This window comes from Methylocystis sp. SC2 (genome assembly GCF_000304315.1).
Classification (GTDB): Bacteria; Pseudomonadota; Alphaproteobacteria; order Rhizobiales; family Beijerinckiaceae; genus Methylocystis.
The window spans coordinates 2,595,644-2,613,238 of record NC_018485.1 but is presented as its reverse complement, the minus strand read 5'-3'; the positions used below and the strand labels follow the sequence as shown (position 1 = coordinate 2,613,238).

At 64.6% G+C, this 17,595-nt stretch carries 17 protein-coding genes; 5 read left to right on the top strand and 12 right to left on the bottom strand.

What is annotated here, in order from left to right:
* Positions 1–79: 79 nt before the first annotated feature.
* Complete coding sequence (gene secG / locus BN69_RS12580) at positions 80–1,045, bottom strand: preprotein translocase subunit SecG (protein WP_014891999.1); 966 nt, start codon at positions 1,043–1,045, stop codon at positions 80–82.
* 166 nt (positions 1,046–1,211) lie between these two features.
* Positions 1,212–1,691, bottom strand: coding sequence for a hypothetical protein (locus BN69_RS12575; RefSeq protein WP_014891998.1), 480 nt, complete (start codon positions 1,689–1,691; stop codon positions 1,212–1,214).
* A gap of 245 nt (positions 1,692–1,936) precedes the next feature.
* Here BN69_RS12575 and leuB point away from each other — a divergent pair, with 245 nt between their 5' ends.
* From leuB to BN69_RS12560, 3 genes are all read left to right on the top strand, one after another.
* Positions 1,937–3,046, top strand: a complete 1,110-nt coding sequence (leuB, locus tag BN69_RS12570) for a 3-isopropylmalate dehydrogenase (protein ID WP_014891997.1) — start codon at positions 1,937–1,939, stop codon at positions 3,044–3,046.
* Positions 3,047–3,166: 120 nt separating this feature from the next.
* Positions 3,167–3,634, top strand: coding sequence for a hypothetical protein (locus BN69_RS12565; protein WP_014891996.1), 468 nt, complete (start codon positions 3,167–3,169; stop codon positions 3,632–3,634).
* Between the two features lies 1 nt (position 3,635).
* Positions 3,636–4,349, top strand: coding sequence for a hypothetical protein (locus tag BN69_RS12560; protein WP_014891995.1), 714 nt, complete (start codon positions 3,636–3,638; stop codon positions 4,347–4,349).
* Between the two features lie 58 nt (positions 4,350–4,407).
* On the opposite strand, the gene folE is transcribed toward BN69_RS12560, so the two are convergent.
* Together folE and BN69_RS12550 are read right to left on the bottom strand one after the other, a co-directional pair.
* Positions 4,408–4,980, bottom strand: coding sequence for a GTP cyclohydrolase I FolE (folE, locus tag BN69_RS12555; protein WP_014891994.1), 573 nt, complete (start codon positions 4,978–4,980; stop codon positions 4,408–4,410).
* Between the two features lie 160 nt (positions 4,981–5,140).
* Positions 5,141–6,256 (bottom strand): hypothetical protein, encoded by a 1,116-nt coding sequence (locus BN69_RS12550; protein WP_244434936.1) that lies wholly within the window; start codon positions 6,254–6,256, stop codon positions 5,141–5,143.
* A gap of 304 nt (positions 6,257–6,560) precedes the next feature.
* On the opposite strand from BN69_RS12550, the gene BN69_RS12545 reads away from it, so the two are divergent.
* Together BN69_RS12545 and smbP are read left to right on the top strand one after the other, a co-directional pair.
* Positions 6,561–7,823 (top strand): cytochrome-c peroxidase, encoded by a 1,263-nt coding sequence (locus BN69_RS12545; RefSeq protein ID WP_014891992.1) that lies wholly within the window; start codon positions 6,561–6,563, stop codon positions 7,821–7,823.
* A 127-nt stretch (positions 7,824–7,950) separates the two neighbouring features.
* Entirely contained in the window at positions 7,951–8,289 is a 339-nt protein-coding gene (gene smbP, locus BN69_RS12540) for a small metal-binding protein SmbP (protein WP_014891991.1), read from the top strand.
* Here the strand turns inward: smbP and murI are convergent.
* The 8 genes from murI to rfbD all read right to left on the bottom strand — a co-directional run bounded on the left by murI (position 8,286) and on the right by rfbD (position 17,517).
* Positions 8,286–9,107 carry a glutamate racemase gene (gene murI / locus BN69_RS12535; RefSeq protein WP_014891990.1) on the bottom strand — a complete coding sequence of 274 codons (822 nt, stop codon included), beginning with the start codon at positions 9,105–9,107 and terminating at the stop codon, positions 8,286–8,288. The genes smbP and murI overlap by 4 nt on opposite strands.
* Positions 9,108–9,234: 127 nt before the next feature.
* Positions 9,235–10,137, bottom strand: a complete 903-nt coding sequence (gene truB, locus BN69_RS12530) for a tRNA pseudouridine(55) synthase TruB (protein ID WP_014891989.1) — start codon at positions 10,135–10,137, stop codon at positions 9,235–9,237.
* Positions 10,134–10,562, bottom strand: a complete 429-nt coding sequence (rbfA, locus tag BN69_RS12525; RefSeq protein WP_083858757.1) for a 30S ribosome-binding factor RbfA — start codon at positions 10,560–10,562, stop codon at positions 10,134–10,136. The genes truB and rbfA overlap by 4 nt, the downstream gene beginning before the upstream one ends.
* A gap of 150 nt (positions 10,563–10,712) precedes the next feature.
* Positions 10,713–13,337: a translation initiation factor IF-2 gene (gene infB, locus BN69_RS12520; RefSeq protein WP_014891987.1), complete on the bottom strand. Its 2,625-nt coding sequence runs from the start codon at positions 13,335–13,337 to the stop codon at positions 10,713–10,715.
* A gap of 37 nt (positions 13,338–13,374) precedes the next feature.
* Positions 13,375–14,028 (bottom strand): RNA-binding protein, encoded by a 654-nt coding sequence (locus tag BN69_RS12515; RefSeq protein WP_173370396.1) that lies wholly within the window; start codon positions 14,026–14,028, stop codon positions 13,375–13,377.
* A 16-nt stretch (positions 14,029–14,044) separates the two neighbouring features.
* Positions 14,045–15,640, bottom strand: a complete 1,596-nt coding sequence (gene nusA, locus BN69_RS12510) for a transcription termination factor NusA (protein ID WP_014891985.1) — start codon at positions 15,638–15,640, stop codon at positions 14,045–14,047.
* A 2-nt stretch (positions 15,641–15,642) separates the two neighbouring features.
* Positions 15,643–16,398, bottom strand: a complete 756-nt coding sequence (gene rimP / locus BN69_RS12505) for a ribosome maturation factor RimP (protein ID WP_014891984.1) — start codon at positions 16,396–16,398, stop codon at positions 15,643–15,645.
* A 237-nt stretch (positions 16,399–16,635) separates the two neighbouring features.
* On the bottom strand, positions 16,636–17,517 hold the full coding sequence (rfbD, locus tag BN69_RS12500) for a dTDP-4-dehydrorhamnose reductase (protein ID WP_014891983.1): 882 nt from the start codon (positions 17,515–17,517) through the stop codon (positions 16,636–16,638).
* Positions 17,518–17,595: the final 78 nt, after the last annotated feature.

The following is a 17,595-nucleotide window of genomic DNA, read 5'->3' as shown; positions in this document are numbered from 1 at the left end:
AGCGGATTCTATCGGGCCGGGGGCGGTCGCCCCCAGCCAAGATTATCGGATGATCATCGGATGGCGGATTTGACGCCGGCTACTGGGTCGGCGCTTTCCAGATCGTCGAAGGCGCGGGCTTGGTTTCCGGCGCGGCGGGCTTCGACTCCGCCGGCTTCGCGTCCGGCGCGGCCGGGGCGCCCGACTTCGGCGCTTCCCATTTCATGCCCTCGCTCTTCGAGGCGTCGGGCTTCGGCGCTTCGGCGGCCGGCGGCGTCGCGGAAGGCGCGACCGCTTCGGGCTTAATGGCGTCCGCCTTGGGGGCTTCGGCGGGCTTCGGGGCTTCAGCGGCCGGGGCCTGCGGAGCCGGGGCGTCCGTCTTCGGCGCTTCCCATTTCATGCCCTCGCTCTTCGAGGCGTCGGGCTTCGGCGCTTCGGCGGCGGGCGGCGTCGCGGCGGGCGCAACCGCTTCAGGCTTGGTCGCTTCAGGCTTGGGCGCTTCCGCCTTGGGCGCTTCCGCCTTCGGGGCGTCGGCAGGCGGCGCGACGGGCTTGGGGGCTTCCGCGGCCGGAGGCGGCGGAGCCGGCGTCTGCGCGGCCGGAGGCGGCGGAGCCGGCGTCTGCGCGGCCGGCGGCGGCGCGGCGGCCGGCGGCGCCTCTACCGGCGCGCTCTGCTGGCGCTTCTGCTGGGCGCGCTGGAGCTGGTCGAAAATGCTGTCCTTGCCGGGTTCGGGCGCCTTTTCAGGACCGCCCTGCTCGCCCTTGCCTTCGGTCTTCGGAAGCTCCTTGAGCTGGATCGATCCCGGGTCAAGCGCCTTGGTCCAGTCGTCGCCGCCCTCCCTGCGCCGCTCCCAGGCCGGCAGCACGGTGAGCGCGATGCTGGTGATGAAGAAGATCGTCGCGAGAATCCCCGTGGCGCGGGTGAGCGCATTGGCCTGGCCGCGGCCGGTGAAAACGCCGCTGCCGCCGCCCATGCCGAGCGCGCCGCCCTCCGACTTTTGATAAAGCACGAGAATGACGAGCGCCGTCACCACCATCAGGTGGATCGCGATAATGACCTGCTGCATGTGCACCCTTCCAGCCGCGCCTGAGCCACGCTCGACGCGCAATCCGTTGGGCGGCCTTTTACACCAAGCGCCACGCGCAAGGAAGGGGATAAGACCGTGCGATCAGCCGTCTAAACGAAGAATCGCGAGCCCTGCGGCTCGCGATCGCCAGCGTCGCGGACGCGGCTCAATAAAAATTGCCGTCCTGGCCCTTCCACTTCGAGCCTTCCTCGTCGAAGCGGGTCTCGTCCTTGAACTCGATGACCTTGCCCGGGTCGATATATTGCTTGTCCTTGATCATCTGGTTCTGGATCGTCGTCGAATAATAGCTCGTATTGTCTGAACAGCCGGGCTTCACCGCGCCGCCGTCCGGCTTGCATTCGAGATTGGCGCCGTTCGGGAAGCGCACTTTCGCGGTGTAGTAGAACTCATAGCCGGCGTGACCGGCCCCTTCGACGTCGAGCGGCCAGAAGCGCGTGACTTTGAAGTCCTCGATCACCGCGTCCTTGTCGAATTTCTTCTTAATGAGATTTTCGAAGACCTTCTTCGCGTCGTCGGGCTTGGGCTCGCAATTGATGAGGCAGAAGGCCTTGGCGGGCGCGGCCCCGGCGAGGGCGCCGAACAGGCTAAGCGCCATGATATGCATGATCGATTTATAGCTCTTCATCTTTGCGTCTCCCAACTGCGCACAGTCTGCGCATCGCTTCCCGCGGACGTCGCTCGTTGATTGACGCGTCTCGCGCGAAGCCCCCTTGCGTTTGACATTTTTCAAGCTGCACGGCTTAACGCGTTGCGGCAAGGGCGGCGCGGCAGGCGAATTGTCGCACGACCAAAAGAGATTTTGCGCGGTTGCGTCGCCTTGTCGCGCGCTCTATTGACGGCGCGAGTTTACAAGCCGACGACGAGGCGTTCATGGCCATATACAAGCTTCTGCTCCTGCCGGGCGACGGCATCGGTCCGGAAATTTCCGCCGAGGCCGAGAAGGTTCTCGCCCTCCTGAACGAAGCGGGCGTCGCGCGCTTCGAGGTCGAGCGGGGGCTCGTCGGCGGCGCCGCCTATGACGCGCACGGGCAAGCGATCAGCGAAGAAGACATGACGCGCGCGCTTGAGGCCGACGCCGTGCTGCTCGCCGCCGTCGGCGGGCCGAAATGGGACGGCGTGCCATACGACATGCGGCCCGAAGCCGGGCTCCTGCGCCTGCGCAAGGACCTCGGCCTCTTCGCCAATCTGCGCCCGGCGATCTGCTACGCCGCGCTGGCCGACGCTTCGTCTTTAAAGCGCGACATCGTCGACGGCCTCGACATCATGATCGTGCGCGAATTAACGGGCGGCGTCTATTTCGGCGAGCCCAAGGAGATCACCGATCTCGGCAATGGCCAGAAACGCGCCGTCGACACGCAGGTCTACGAGACCTATGAGATCGAGCGCATCGGCCGGGTCGCCTTCGAGATGGCGCGCAAGCGCGGGAACAAGGTGACCTCTTCCGAGAAGTCGAATGTGATGAAGTCGGGCTATCTGTGGCGCGAGGTCATTACCGCGCTGCATAAGCGCGAATATGCCGACGTGACGCTCGAACATATGCTCGCCGACGCGCTGGCGATGCAGCTCGTGCGCTGGCCCAAGCAGTTCGACGTCGTCGTCACCGACAATCTCTTCGGCGACATGCTGTCGGATGAGGCCGCGATGCTCACCGGTTCTCTCGGCATGCTGCCGTCGGCCTCGCTCGGCGCCGCGGATGAAAAGGGCAAGCGCCATGCGATGTATGAGCCCTGCCACGGCTCGGCGCCCGACATCGCCGGCAAGGGGATCGCCAATCCGATCGCCATGATCGGTTCGCTCGGCATGGCTCTGCGTTACAGCTTCGATCTGCCGAAAGCGGCCGACGCCATCGACGCGGCGATCGCCAATGTGCTGGCCAAGGGTCTGCGCACGGCCGACATCAAGGGCGACGCGCCGTCGACCGTCTCGACCAAGGAAATGGGCGACGCGATTGTCGCGGAGCTGAAGAAAGTGTTGGGGTAAGCCTTTCCCTCGTTGCGTCAACATGCAGTGAGTTTTCCACATGCTCTGGCGCGATCGGACTCGTTCACCATCAGCGGGAGTAATATCGCGAAGCTTTGAAGCTGATTCGCGAGAAAAGCCATGACCGCCAAGCTGAGAATTAGGACAAAGGGAATTGAAATAGAGTGGGAAGGAGAGGTCGAATTTCTAAAGTCAGAATTGCCCGGTCTGGTCGGCGCTATCATAGAAGCGATTGGCGATAGCGGCTTTATAGAGAATGCTCCGGAAGTTGAGCCGCCGATGTCCGGCAACGGACAAGCGACCTTCACTACTGCTTCTCTTGCAGCGAAAATCCAACCGAAGACTGGGCCGGATTTGTTTAAAGTCGCGCTCGCGAAGCTTCACCTGAGTGATAATCTTCAAGAGGCGACCCACTTGCAAGTCCTGGAAGAGATGAAAAATGCAAAGCAGTTTTATAAGCAGGCGATGCAAAGTAATTTGAGCAAAAGTATCGCTTCTCTTCTCAATAAACGTGAGATAAACGAGCCATCATCGGGCAAGTACACGCTTTCGCATGAGGTGCTGGAGCAGTTCAGGGCGAGGGCTTAAGGTGACCGAGCTTCGCGATGGACTTGCCCGACGAGATTTAAGCAAGACAGACAAATATCTGCTGATCGTCGCAAGCCACGACGGCCCAATCACCACGCGCGAGATTAAGGCGATTGCCAAAAATAACGGTTGGCGCGATGGGTCGACTTCTGAGCCGTCGCCTTTCCTCAACAAGAGCAAGTATGCGGTCTCTTTGCCAAACGGCTGGGCCTTGACAACGGAAGGGCGAGTAAGCCTCGAAGAGCGCAAGATTGTCTTGCACTCTGGTATTTTAACGCCTGTTGTAGCTGCCCTTGAGAAATATCTATTAGATGTTCACGATTCCGATAAGTCGCGTTTTATTGAGGAAGCGGTTCAATGCGTGCGAAACAAAGCCTTTCGTGCAGCGATCGTTCTCTCTTGGGTTGGTGCTGTCTACCTGCTCTACAACTACGTCCTGTCTCACAAGCTCAAAGAGTTTAATGCAGAAGTGCGCAGGCGATGGCAGAAGCACAGCGATGCCAAAGGAATTGACGACCTTGCATCGTTAAAAGAAGGCGACTTCCTAAGTGTTCTCGAGCACATTAAAGTGATTACGAACGCTCAGTCCAAGGAGCTAACGGGTTGTCTCAATCGCCGCAATACAGCAGGGCATCCAAACTCACATTCGTTTGAAGAAGTCACCGTAGGCAGCCACATTCAGACCCTCATTTCCGTCGTCTACTCGAAATTCTAAGCGGCGTCTTGCTGATCAAATGGACAAAATGCAGCCGCGGATTTGAAACGAGGTTGATCTACTTCCCGTGCACCATGCCGAGGAATTCCTCGCGGGTGCGGGGGTCGTCGCGGATGACGCCGAGCAGGCGGCTCGTCGTTAAGAGCGAGCCGGTTGTGTTGACGCCGCGCAGCGTCATGCAGCTGTGCTCGGCCTCGATGACGACGCCGACGCCCTGCGGCTCCAGAATATCCTGGATCGCTTCGGCGATTTCGGCGGTGAGCTTTTCCTGAATCTGCAACCTTCGCGCGAAGCCATGCACGACCCGCGCGAGCTTTGAGATGCCGACCACCCGATTGTTCGGCAGATAGCCGACATGCGCGCGCCCGGTCACCGGCAGCATGTGGTGCTCGCAGAAGCTGACGACGCGAATGTCCTTGAGGACGACGAGTTCGTCATAGCCGCCGACCTCGTCGAAGGTGCGCTTCAGATAGTCGCGCGGGTCGACTTCATAGCCGGCGAAAAGCTCGCGGTAGGAACGCGCCACCCGCTCCGGCGTGTCGATCAGCCCCTCGCGACCAGGATCGTCTCCCGCCCATTCGATGAGAACCCGCACGGCCGCTTCCGCATCAGCTTGAGTGGGCTTGGCCATGCCTTAGCTCTCCAGGATCGTCGAGGCGGATCGCGCCGCCCCGTCGCTGGATAAAGTCACAGGCTTTGGCGTTTGGCAAAGGCCACAGCCGGCCTATTCCTCAAATGAAAAACGCCGGCGCGAGAGACGCCGGCGTTTCGATGGCTCCGCGCGTTCTCGCTCAGCGCCCGAGTCCGATCGCCGATCCGACGCTGTTCACCGTGCGCTTGACGAAGCCGAGCGGTCCGTCGCTCTGGGGAGGCGGCGGCGGAGCTGCGGGGGCGGGCTCGGGCGTCGCGACGGCCACCGGCGGCGGAGCCTCGGCGGCCGGCTTGGCCCGGCTGGCGACCGGCTTCGGCGGCTTCTTCTGCTTCACGACCTTGGCGCGCGGCGCGGGTTTTGGCGTTTCGGCCGTCTCGGCCGCGGCGGGAGGCGGCTTCGAAACCGGCGCGGCGGGCGCAGCCGCCTGCGGCGGCTCCAGCGCCGCGGCTTTCGGCGGAACGGCGGCGGGCGGCGACGTCGGCGCCGGGGCCGCCGGCGCCGAGGTGGACTTTGGCGTCGCCGCTAGCGGCGTTGGCGCCGTCGCCGTCGTGGACAGCGGCGCCGTGGGCAGCGGCGCGAGTTGCGGCGCAGCGGCGGCGCCGGCGGGAACAGGAATGGTTGCGCCAAGCGGCGCAGTCGCCGGACTCGTCGGCGTCATCGCGGCGCCTGCCGACGGCGCCGGCTCCGATAGAGGGTCCGCGCCAGGCGCGGGTTCGATGGCGGCGGCGGCCGCCGGCGCAGGATCGGCCGAAGAAGGCTCGGCCGGCGCTTTGGCGCTTTCCTCAAGCGCGGGCGCTTTGGCGGTCTCTCCATCCGTCGACGCGGCGTCCTGCGGTTGCGACGCGGCGCTGCCGAGAACGGGTTCAGCGGCTTCCGGAGCGGCCAAAGGCGGCGCCGTGGCCAGCGCCGGATCCTCGCTCGGCTCGACCGTGCTCCACGGCCCCAAGACCCAGGTCAAGGCCGCGAGTCCGGCGATGACCACCGCGGCCGCCGCGAAGAACAGGGCCCGACGGCCGCCTTCGCGTTCGTCCTCCGGCTCGTCGTAGAATTCTTCCTCGGACGCATGGACCGCGCTCCAAGCTTCCTCTGCGCGCGGCGCCTGAGGAGAAGGACCTGGATTGGTCGCCGCCGGGCGCTCGAAGCCCTGAGCCGGCGCCGCGGTTGGCTCGGGGGCGTGGCCGAAGTCGCGGCGCAGCAACTCTTTAAACTCGGCAAATTCAGCCATCAGCTCCTTATCGTCGCCGATATCCATCATGCCTGAACCCTTTCATTGGCCGCGCGCCAGGACTGCGCGATGAGTCGCGCGCGGTCGCACCATCCGCGCTCAGACAAACGTTAAAATGTGGCTGTACTGCGCCGGGTTGCTTTGAGGACATTAAACCTGGTTAATTTCAATCTCTTGGAATGCAAGTTTACGGCGCGGCGCGCCGCATGCGGCGTAAATTCGCAGCCTTGCTGGAAGATATCCAAATTAACGAAATTGACCTTTGCGCCGCGCGATTCCTAAAGTTTCGCGGGGCGCGAGAAGCGCGCTTTTCTTCTCCAACGGGCTGCTGCAAGTGACCCTTTCCTATCTACGCGAGGCGCGCCGAGCCGCGCTTTGCGTCGTCTTCGCATTGCTCGGCTCCTCCCCGCTCTACGCACAGCCCGCGCCATCGGGCGCCGGCGGCGCGGGCGATGAACGCGGCCTGACGGCGCTCGAACTTCTCGGCAAGCGCGTGTTCGAAGACGCGCGCCTGTCGCGTCCGGCGGGCGTCTCCTGCGCCTCCTGCCACGACGCGGCGACGGCCTTTCAGGGCAATAATGGTTCGAGCGTCCCGGCCGTGGCGCGGGGCTCGCTGCCGACGTCTCTGGGCAAGCGCAACACGCCGTCGATCATGTATGCGTCCTTCGCGCCGCCTTTCGACTTCATTGACGATAAGGATGAAGAGTCGGGGAAGATCGAAAAAATCCCGGCGGGCGGACAGTTCCTCGATGGCCGCGCGCGCGATCTCGTCGCTCAGGTCGAAGGACCCATGCTCGACCCGCTTGAAATGAACGCGCCATCAAAGCGCTTCATCGTCGAGACGGTGCAGGGCGGCCCCTACGCCGACCTCGCCCGCCAGGTCTATGGCGACAAAGTCTTCGCCGATCCGGACGCCGCCTTCACGAAACTCGCGCAAGCGGTCGTCGCCTTTGAGACGAGCGCCCGTTTTCATCCCTTCGCCTCCAAATTCGACGATTATCTGCGCGGCGAAACGCAGCTGACGGCGCTGGAAAAGAAGGGCTTCAAGCTCTTCAAGGATCCAAAGAAAGGCAATTGCCTCGCCTGCCACGCCGGCAAGGAAGAGTCGCGCAATCCCGAGGATTGGCTCTTTACCGATTTCACCTATGACGCGCTCGGCGGCCCTAAAAACGCAGCGATTCCGAGCGCTGCGCAACCCGGCTCGTCTCCTGATCTCGGCCTGTGCGCGCGACCGGGACTCGCTGATGCGGCGCCGGCGGGCTTCAAGATCGAGAGCGTTTGCGGCGCGTTCAAAGTGCCGACATTGCGCAACATCGCGGTCACCGGCCCCTATCTGCACAATGGCGTCTTCGACAAGCTGCGCGACGTCGTCGCCTTTTACGCGACGCGCGACACCGATCCCGGCCGCTGGTATCCCAAAGACGCGCGCGGCAAGCCGAAAAAATACGACGACCTGCCAGCCTCCGCGCATGAAAACGTCAATGTCGAAGAGGTTCCCTACGATCGCAAGCCGGGGGAAAAGCCGCGGCTGTCCGAAAAAGACATCGACGCCATCGTCGCTTTTCTCGAAACCTTGACCGATCGCCCAAGACCCTAACGCGCGACGGCGAGACGCGCCGGCGTCGCGGCTCTTGCGCGGGACCGTGAGCGCATTAATCTGCAAAAGCGGAGCTGACGGTAACGGTCAAGTCCGCGTTTAAGCAAGGTTATTGGGAGGGAAAACTATGATCCGCCGAACGCTCATCGCCCTCGTCTCGCTATCGGTCGCGGCGTTGTTCTCGCCAATCGCCCTCGCGCAGGAAAATCATGTCGCCGAAGCGATCACCCATACGCGCCAGGCGGTGGACGCCGGTCTGGAAGGCAAGGCCGAAGGGGTCGTCGAACACGGCAAGGAAGCTTTGACGCACGCTCAGGCCGCCCAGAAGGAAAAGTCGAACCGCTTCGTGCGCGCCGGCATCGTCCATTTGAAGCAGGCGATCAAGTTTGGCGAAAAGGGCGACGCCAAGGGCGGCGTCAAGCATGCGAAAGAGGCGCTCGCGAAACTCGACCACGCGCCGCACTAAACGGTAGGGGCGACGGCGGCCCACGCAAGGCCGTAGCGCCCGAGCGTTGCGGCGAGCGGCGCCAGCGGACGGACGCCGCTGGTGAAATTGGCGCAGCGGGAGCCCTGGCGGTCTCCCGCGGCGTCGGGGCCGAAGCGCTCGCCGAGCAATTGATCCGCGCGCCGCGCGATCGCCGGCGCGGGGTCGATCCATTCGACCGGCCAGGGCGCGAGGCGTTTGAACTCATCGACCAGCAGCGGATAATGCGTGCAGGCGAGAACGACGGCGTCCGTGCGCCTGCCGCCTTCTTCCTGGAAACAGGGAGCGATCTCGGCGCCGATGTCGGCGTCTCTCACGCTTTCCCCATGCATGTAGCTCTCGGCGAGACTCGCCAGGCGTTTCGAGCCGACGAGGGTCACCGAGCAATGCGCGGCGAATTGCGCGATGAGGTTTTGCGTATAGTCGCGCGCCACCGTGCCCTGCGTTCCGAGCACGGAAATCATCTTTGACCGTGTGCGCTCCGCCGCCGGCTTGATCGCCGGCACCGTGCCGACGAAAGGCAAGGCGGGCCAATGCACGCGCAAAGAGTGCAGAACGATCGTCGACGCGGTGTTACAGGCGATGACCACGATGTCCGGCGCGTGCTCTGCGATCAGCCTCTCCATCAGCTCCATCACGCGTTCGACGAGCTCCGGCTCCTTCCAGGACCCATAAGGAAAGCCGGCGTCATCCGCGCAATACAGATAATCCGCGTGCGGGCGCAGCTTGACGGTCTCGGCGAAGACCGTGAGGCCGCCAAGGCCAGAGTCGAAGATGAGGAGTTTGGGCGGACGTGTCATGCGCGGCGAATCTCGTAGCCCATAGGACAAGCTTCGAGGAACAAGATCAACATCGCCGAAAATGCGGCGTCAGGCGCCTGGCGCGCCTGTCCTCGCGAGTCATCGGCAGTCGGCGAGACACGCTTGGTCAGAACGGCAGATTGAACACCCGCGCCGGCGCGAGCGCGCCCTGGACGATTTCGCCGAAGGCGACCGGCACGCCGCCGCAGGCGGCGTAGACAATGCCCTCATGCGGCGCGTCGCGGCCGCGCAAAATCACCGAGCCGCCGCGCCGCAGCCGCGCCGCCGTGTCGCGATCGACGACGACGCAAGGCAGTTCGGCCAATCCGGCCTCGACCGACAGCAGCGCCTCAGCGGCCATGTTCTGATTTTCGATCTCGTCGAGCGTATAGGCGTCGTCCTCAACGAAGGGGCCGACGCGGGTGCGCCGCAGCGCCGTGACATGGCCGAAGCAGCCCAAGATCCGGCCGAGATCCCGCGCCAGCGCGCGCACATAGGCGCCCTTGCCGCATTCCATGACGAATGTCGCCTCGTCGCGGGACGCGTCGATCAGCGTCAGCGAACGGATCGTGACCGCTCGCGGCTTCAAATCGACCAGCTCGCCCTCGCGGGCGATGTCATAGGCGCGCTCGCCGGCGATTTTGATCGCCGAAAACTGGGGGGGCGTCTGCATGATTTCGCCGACGAACTGCGGCAGCAGAGCTTCGATCGCGGCGCGCTCCGGCCGCACGGCGCTCTCCCGCATCGCGCGCCCATCGGAATCGTCGGTATCGGTCTCGACGCCCCAAAGCACGGTGAAGCGATAGGCCTTCTCGCCGTCCTGAACGAAAGGCACGGTCTTTGTCGCTTCCCCGAAGGCGACGGGAAGAATGCCGGACGCGAGCGGATCGAGGGTGCCCGCATGGCCTGCCTTTTGGGCGTTGTAGATGCGCTTGAGGCGCGACACCGCCTGCGTGGACGTGAGTCCGACAGGCTTATCCAGCGCCACCCAGCCGTCGACGACAACGCGGTCCGATCTTTTCTTGCTCATTCCTCAACGCCACCCTCTTTGGCGTCGTCGCCATCGGCGAGATCGCGCTTCACATGGTCGGAACTGAGCAGCGCGTCGATGCGCGACACATTGTCGAATGTGTCGTCGATCCGAAAGCGGATTTCGGGCGCGAACTTCAAATTCACCTCTTGCACAATCTCCCCGCGCAAAAATCGCTTGTGGCGATCCAGCGCGGCGAGCACCTCCGGCTCATCCTTGCCGCCCAGCGGAACGACGTAAATCGTCGCGAGCTTGAGATCTGGACTCATCTTCACCCGCGAAACGGTCACGACATGCTTCTCGAGCACCGGATCGCTGATTTCGCCGCGCGCGAGCAGCCGCGCGGCGGCGTGGCGCACGAGTTCGCCGACGCGCAACATGCGCTGCGACGGCGCGCCCGCCTGTGAGTGATGAGCTCTGGACATTTTGGACCCGATGATTGCAGTCGTCTCACGGCCGCGCCTGTGGCGGACATCCCGCGCATGAAGCGTAACGAATGAAGGTAGCGCGGCTCAGCGCGACGAGGATGGCCGGGACGCGCCCGGCCATGATGTTTTGCGGCGGCGCAGCGTCGCCTACAGCGTTCGCTTGATTTCCTCGACGCGATAGCACTCGATGACGTCGCCGGCGCGCATGTCCTGATAGTTCTCGAAAGCCATGCCGCATTCCTGTCCCGCGGCGACTTCCTTGACCTCGTCCTTGAAGCGCTTGAGCGTCGAGAGCTTGCCCTCATGCACGACGACATTGTCGCGGATGAGCCGCACATTGGCGCCGCGCTCGACATTGCCATCCGTCACGCGGCAGCCGGCGACCTTGCCGACCTTCGAAATGTCGAAGACCTCGAGGATCGTCGCATTGCCGAGCAGGGTTTCGCGCAGCGTCGGCGCCAACAGCCCGGACATCGCCGCTTTCACGTCATCCACGAGATTGTAGATGATGTTGTAGTAGCGGATCTCGATGCCAGAGCGTTCGGCCGCGTCGCGCGCCTCTTTGTGCGCCCGCACGTTGAAGCCGATGACCGCGGCGTTGGAGGCTTCGGCGAGCGAAATATCGGACTCCGAAATGCCGCCGACGCCGGCATGCACGATGCGCGCCCCGACCTCGTCGGTGCCGAGCTTTTCGAGCGCCGCGGCGATGGCTTCGACCGAGCCCTGCACGTCGCCCTTGATGACGAGCGGGAATTCCTTGCGGCCCGCCGTCTTGAGCTGGCTCATCATGTCGGAAAGCGAACCGCGCGCCGAACCGCCGCGCGCGGCGATCTTGTCGCGCTTCATACGCTCGCGATATTCCGCGATCTCGCGGGCGCGGGCTTCCGACTCGACGACAGCGACGCGGTCGCCAGCTTCCGGCGTGCCGCTGAAACCGAGAATCTCGACGGGGAAACTCGGTCCGGCCTCGGGACGCGCGACGCCCTGATCGTCGAGCAGCGCGCGCACGCGGCCCCATTGGGTTCCCGCCACGACAATGTCGCCGACGCGAAGCGTGCCGCGTTGCACCAGCATGGTCGCGACAGGACCTCGGCCTCTGTCGAGGCGCGCCTCGATGACGGTGCCCTCCGCGGCGCGTTCGGCGTTGGCCTTCAGGTCGAGCACCTCGGCCTGAAGCGCGATCAGTTCGAGCAGCTTGTCGAGATTGGTCTTCTGCTTCGCCGAAACTTCGACTTCGAGCGTCTCGCCGCCCATGGTCTCGACCTGCACTTCATGCTGCAGCAGTTCGGTGCGCACCCGCTCCGGCTTTGCGTCCGGCTTGTCGATCTTGTTGATGGCGACGATCAGCGGCACATGTGCGGCGCGGGCGTGATTGATCGCCTCGATCGTCTGCGGCATGACGCCGTCGTCGGCCGCGACGACCAGCACCACAATGTCCGTCACCTTGGCGCCTCGGGCGCGCATCGCCGTAAAGGCGGCGTGGCCGGGCGTGTCGATGAAGGTGATGGCGTGGCCGTTCGGGGCCGTCACCTGATAGGCGCCGATATGCTGGGTAATGCCGCCGGCCTCGCCGGAGACGACATTGGCCTGGCGAATGGCGTCAAGCAGCGACGTCTTGCCGTGGTCGACGTGGCCCATGATGGTGACGACCGGCGGACGCGCCGTCAGATCGGCGTCGACGTCGGGCGTGTCGAACAGGCCTTCCTCGACGTCGGATTCGGCGACGCGCTTGACCGTGTGGCCCATCTCTTCGGCGACGAGCTGCGCCGTATCGGCGTCGATGACGTCGTTGATTTTGTGCATCTCGCCCTGCTTCATCAGCAGGCGGATGACGTCGACGGCCCGCTCCGACATGCGGTTCGCGAGTTCCTGAATGGTGATCGTCTCGGGAAGGATCACCTCGCGCAGAACCTTTTCCTTCTGCTCCACCTGACCGCGGAACAGCCGCTGCTGGCGGCGCTTGAATGACGCGACCGAGCGGGTGCGCTCTTCGTCGGTGCCGGCGGTGGCGGTGGCGACCGTCAGACGGCCGCGATCCTTCATCGCGCCGCCGCGCGAGGGCGTCGGGCGGGGCGGCTGGGGCGGCGTAAAGCCGCCGATGGTGCGCACCGGCGGACGACGCACCGCGGTTTCGCCCTCGGTGCGAACGGGCGGGCGCGGCGCGGCGGCCGGACTAGGCGCGGCGGCCCCGACGGGAGGACTCCGCGGCGCCGCAGCGCCGGCGGCGTCCGCCGGCAGCCGACGACGCGCCTCTTCCTCGGACTTGCGTTTCGATTCGGCTTCGCGCGCGAGACGCTCTTCTTCCTCGCGCTTGCGCGCGTCGGCGGCGGCGCGCTCCGCGTGTTCGCGCTCCTCGCGTTCGTTGCGCGCCTTGGCGTCGATTTCCGCGCGGCGGCGATCTTCCTCTTCGCGCGATTTCGCGTCGACCAGCGCGCGGGCGCGCGCTTCGCGCTCCTCATCGGTCAACGCGCGCAGCACGACGCCGGAGCCGGAGCGCGGCGCGGGCGCGGGACGCTGGGTCGCGGATTTCGGCGCGGTCTTCGGCGGCGGGGTCGGCGACTCCGCGATCGGGGCCGCCGCGCCGGCCGGCTTCGCCGGTTCGGCCTGTCCGGGCGCGCGACGCTTCACCTTCTCCACCACGACCACTTTTGAGCGGCCATGGGAGAAGCTCTGACGGACCATGCCGTGCTCGACCGGCCGCTGCTTTAAGTGCAACGTCTTCGACGGCGCGACGGTCAGAGTTTTGTCGCCGCTGTTCTCGCCTTCGCTCATCCAGTTCCCAATCCTGGGTCGCTACGACCCGTTAATTTCACTCTGCGCAGCCGCTCGGCTTCGCTTCGATTTCGTCGCCCATCGCCGTCGCGCCGTCGATGCATACGCCCCGATAGGCTGCGAGTCGACGGCATCGCCCGATGAAAGCCGTCGTCGGGCCGCTCCCGGCGAGGGCAGCATGTATCACATTTGTGCGGCCCAACGCCAAATCCAATTGCAGCGATGAAAATAAGCCGATGACGGGAGTCGTCGATCCGGCGCGCCGGGCGGCTTGGGCAAGCTTGCGCTTGCCGTCTTCGCCGCCGTCGCGCGCTTCGATAAGGGCGCGGACAGAACCTTGCGCGAGGGCGTCGGCGACCTTGCCGAAGCCGGCCACAACCGAACCCGCCTTATTGGCCAGCGACAGCATCTGCAGACAATCGGCTTCGAGCAATCGGTCGACGTCTTCGGCCAGTTGCGGCGCGGCGTCGATCTGCGTCTTCAGCGCGCGCGCGAACAGACGCTTTTGCGCCGCCTGCGCCACGACGTCGGCGCGCGCCGTCACCCAGACGCCGCGGCCGGGGAGCCGCGCCTTGATGTCAGGCGCAAGCGCGCCATCCGGCCCGCGAACGAAGCGGATCATCGCCTCGGGCGCGCCGCTCCGGCGCGTCACGATGCAGGTCCTCTCCGAAACATGCGGCTCGCGCGTCATGCCCTCGATCAATCCGCTATTCGCCTTCCGGCTGAGCTTCAGCCTCGACCTCGGTTGTCGCCACCGGCTCCTCGATCCAGCCGGCGCGCACCCGCGCGAACATGATCATCGCTTCAGCCTCTTCACGCGACAGGTCAATGCCCTCGAAAAAGCCCTCGTGCTTGACCGTCTCGCCATCCTTCTTCTCGCTCCAGCCGACGAGGTCGTCCGGCACGCAGCCGGCGAAATCCTCCATCGTCTTCACGTCGTTCTCGCCGAGCTTGACCATCATCGCGCTCGTCAGGCCCTCGATCTCGCGCAGTTCGTCGGCGACGCCTAGCGCCTTTCGGCGCTCTTCGTTCTCCGCCTCGATGCGCTCCAGATAGGTCTTGGCGCGGTTCTGAATTTCCGCCGCAGTATCCTCGTCGAAGCCTTCGATCGTCGCGAGTTCGGGGAGATCGACATAGGCGAGCTCCTCGACCGAGCGGAAGCCCTCGGACGCCAGCAGCCGGCCGACGACCTCGTCGACGTCGATCGCATTCATGAACGACTTCGTGCGCTCGACGAATTCCCTCTGCCGGCGCTCCGATTCTTCGGCCTCGGTGAGAATGTCGATGTCCCAGCCGGTCAGCTGCGAGGCGAGACGCACATTCTGGCCGCGCCGGCCGATCGCGAGCGACAGCTGATCGTCCGGCACCACGACCTCGATGCGCGAACTGTCTTCGTCGAGGACGACCTTGACCACTTCGGCCGGCTGCAACGCATTGACGATGAAGGTCGCGGCGTCCGCGGACCAGGGAATGATGTCGATGCGTTCGCCCTGCAGCTCGCCGACGACCGCCTGGACGCGCGAGCCGCGCATGCCGACGCAGGCGCCGACCGGATCGATCGAGGAATCGCGCGACACCACGGCGATCTTGGCGCGCGACCCGGGATCGCGCGCGACCGACTTCACCTCGATGACGCCGTCATAGATCTCCGGCACTTCCTGTTTGAACAGCTTCGCCATGAATTGCGGATGGGTGCGCGAGAGAAAGATCTGCGGGCCCCGCTGCTCGCGGCGCACATCATAGACATAGGCGCGGGCTCGATCGCCCGGGCGGAACATTTCGCGCGGGATCATCTCGTCGCGGCGGATAATGGCTTCGCCGCGGCCAAGATCGATGACGACATTGCCGTATTCGACGCGCTTGACCACCCCGTTGACGATTTCGCCGATGCGATCCTTGTATTCTTCATATTGGCGGTCGCGCTCGGCCTCGCGCACTTTCTGCACGATGATCTGCTTCGCCGACTGCGCGGCGATGCGGCCGAAGTCGAAAGGCGGCAGCGTTTCGGAGATCCAGTCGCCGGACTGCGCCGCCGGATTGCGCTTGCGCGCTTCGGCGAGCGAAATCTGCGTCGAGTCATTTTCGACTTCGTCGACGACGAGCAGCAGCCGCGAGAAGCGAACTTCGCCGGTCTTGGCGTTGATCTCGGCGCGCACCTCGGTTTCCTGGCCGTAGCGCGAGCGCGCCGCCTTCTGCAGCGCATCCTCCATCGAGGCGATGACGATCGATCGGTCGATCGACTTTTCGCGCGCGACGGCGTCGGCGATCTGCAAAATCTCAAGTCGGTTGGCGCTGACGGCCATTGTTAGTCTCCCCTCGAACGGCCGGGGGGCTTTGGTTTGCCGCCGGCCTTCTTGAACTGGGTTTGAACGCCGGCCGGAGCCAGCGGTTTTTGCTTCTTTTGCGCGGGGCCGCGAAAGCGTCCCGGTCCGCGGCGCGGACGTTCCTCCGCGTCCGCCTCCTCCTGCTTGTCTTCAGTCTGTTGGAGCTTTCCGGCCCGCAGCGACTCGCGAATGAGCGCCTCAGTCAGCACCAGCCGGCCTTCGTCAAGATCGGCGAGCGGCAGCGATACGGTTTTTTCCTCGTCCGAGCGCGCGTCGGTGCGCTCCAGCGCGAGCATCGCGCCTTGTCCCTCGCCTTCGACGCCGCGAATGACGCCGCGAAAGCGCTTGCGTCCGCTCGCCACGGGATGGGTCAGTTCGATCTTGACCTCATGACCGATCGCGCGGTGAAAATCCGACAGACGCACCAGCGGACGATCGACGCCCGGAGAAGAAATCTCCAGGCGATATTCACTGGCGATGAGATCGGCGACGTCGAGTTCGGGCGACAGCGCCTGACTCGCCGCCTCGCAATCATTAACGGTCATCGTTCCGTCCGGACGCTCCGCCATGATCTGCAGAGTCTGCCCGTTCTGCTGCAAGAGCCGCACGCGCACGAGTCGGTAGCCCAGCTGCGCCAGCACCGGCTCTACAAGATGCGCCACGCGCGCGGCGACGCCGGTCTCACCAACGAGACGCGGCTCGTCAAATGTCGTGATGGCGGCGGCGTTTTGCGTCAAGCTTTGTCCTTGAAGCTGCTCTGGGCCGATCAAAACAAAAAGAGCGGGTCCCCGGGGGGCCCCACTCTCAATCGGCGATCACCCGAGAATGATCGTTATGAGATGAAGATGAGCCCTATATGGCAGGGGAAGGGCAGGAAATCAAGACTCTTAAAACCAATCGCAGGAATCTGATAAAGGATTGTTTTCCTCACCCGCGGTGGCGGACGGGACAGATTCCGCGCGTCAGAATCCTGTTCAGCGAGGAAGCAATCGGGCGACGCAGGCGTTGACGGAGTCGCGCCATTTGGGCAGCGCGACGCCGTAGCTGGCGTCGAGCTTGGCGTTGTCGAGCCGTGAATTCGCCGGACGGCGGGCCGGCGTCGGATAGTCTGCAGTGCTGATGCGCTTGACGCGCACGGGCTTGCGGCCCTGCTTCTCCGCCGCGGCAAAGATCGCGTCCGCCATATCCGCCCAGCTTGCCTCGCCCTGCCCGGTCATGTGGAAAACGCCGCGCAGACGCGGATCGGAATCGTCGACCAGCCTTTCGGCGATGGCGAGCAGCGCGTCGGCGATGTCCAGCGCGTTCGTCGGATTGCCGATCTGGTCGGCGACGACGCCGATTTCATCGCGCGTTTCGCCAAGACTTAGCATCGTCTTGACGAAATTCGCTCCAAACGGACTGTAAACCCAGGCGGTGCGCAAAATGACCGAATTTTCGCAGCGCGCGGCAATCTGCCTTTCGCCTTCGAGCTTCGAACGTCCATAGGCGCCGGTCGGGCCGGGTTCGTCGTCTTCGCGATAGGGGCGATCAAGCGTTCCGTCGAAGACATAGTCGGTCGAAAGATGCAGCAACGGCACCTTCAGTTCGGCGGCGGTTTCGGCGACGAAGCCCGCGCCCGCGCCATTGACGCGCATCGCGACATCGGGTTCGCTTTCGGCCTTGTCCACCTGCGTATAGGCGGCGGCGTTGACGATGGCGTCGCAGCGCACGCTGCGCAGCGATGCGAGAACCATGTCGCGCGAGGAAAGGTCGAAGCGCGGACGGCCGAGCGCGAGCATTTCGACGCCTCTCGGCGCGCGCTCGATGAGGGAGCTGACGACCTGGCCGGTGAGCCCGGTGACGGCGATGCGCTTCATCTTGCCCACTTCACCCAAAAACCTCCGCCAGATCCCGCAGCCGTGGCCATTTGCGATCCTGTCCGACGGCGCGGCGCT